This is a genomic window from Gammaproteobacteria bacterium (assembly GCA_003696665.1).
Taxonomy (GTDB): domain Bacteria; phylum Pseudomonadota; class Gammaproteobacteria; order Enterobacterales.
In genome coordinates, this window is record RFGJ01000298.1 from 1 (window position 1) to 1205 (window position 1205).

At 54.7% G+C, this 1205-nt stretch carries 2 protein-coding genes; both read left to right on the forward strand.

Features of this window, described 5'->3' with window-relative positions:
• On the forward strand, positions 1-754 hold a 754-nt coding region (locus D6694_08145; protein ID RMH42299.1), incomplete at its 5' end, for a hypothetical protein.
• A 36-nt stretch (positions 755-790) separates the two neighbouring features.
• Positions 791-1205: hypothetical protein (locus tag D6694_08150; GenBank protein RMH42300.1), on the forward strand; the 415-nt coding region annotated here is incomplete at its 3' end.

A 1205-nucleotide genomic window follows, 5' to 3' on the forward strand; every position in this document is an offset into this window, starting at 1 on the left:
CGGCCAGGGGAGTTATCGGCTCAGGGACTTGATGACAGGGGAAATGTTGCATGATGAGCCGGTTGAAATTCGGCCACAGGAAATTCTGGCATGGCACCGCGCGGAAAAAAGAAAGGTTGTCTGGCACGGACGCTTGTCGCAAATCCCCAAAGAATATCGAGAGCGCGCAAATCTGGGTTCTGCCCTGGTTGTTGCCCTGGCACAAGAGCGTTATAGACGACCGAATAAAGACGAGCTGAAAAACAAAAAGGATGACGAGACTAACTATATCTATATAGACATCAGTTGTTTGCCTAAACCATTGCCGCCTGGTTTTTTCCACCGGAAAGGGCGTCTGTACAGTGAAGTTAGCGGCTATTTCAATAAAAACCGCTGGCTTGAAGAGTATGGGCTTTTTTTGGCTTGGCAGTCCTTGAAAGATCAGGCCGATAAGGTTTTGGTCTGGTTCGGCACCGACTTGAAGACGGATGAACAAGGCCAGGACGAAGCCGACGTCATTCTTGTCCGAGGTCCAAAGACGCTTGTGATTGAGGCCAAGGCGCGTAACGCCGGTGAAGGTGCGGGGGCCGATCTGCATAAACGGATCCGAAAAACACAGCGTTTTTTCGGCAGCCATGCCAAGGTACTCATGTTTCACCCGGCATGGAAGAAAAACCCTCCAACCGATTTGAAGTCTCTGGCCGGAGATAATGCCTATCTCATTGGGTCCGATGTGAATGCCTTCAAGAATGCAGTGCGTGAAACTCTGGCCTAACCAATCAAGGATAAACCGCTCACAGGAGGGCAGCCTATGAGTCAGACGTTGGTGGCCTTTGCCGCCAAGGGAATCCAGAACTACATCTTTGCCAGCAACCGCTTGCGCGAAATCGTCGGCGGCAGCGAGTTGGTCGATAAGCTTTGCACCAGCTTTCTGGATGACTGCCTCGACAAACTTGGTCTGAAAGGGCATTGCACCCCCCTGGTGCAAGCGGCCGGGTGGGGGAGGCTTCTTTTCGATGAGGCCAACGCCGCGCTGCAATTCACCCAAACCTGGCCGATGCTCTGCTCTCTTTTTGCCCCCGGGCTGCAGATGGTGCAGGTCTCCGTCGAGGTGACCGGTTCCTTGGGCGATGCCCTGCGGCAGGTCAGCGAACAGCTCGAGGTCGCCCGCAACCGCCCCGTCGCAATGTTGCCCGAAATCGGCCCTCTGGTCGAGCGGGCGCCGC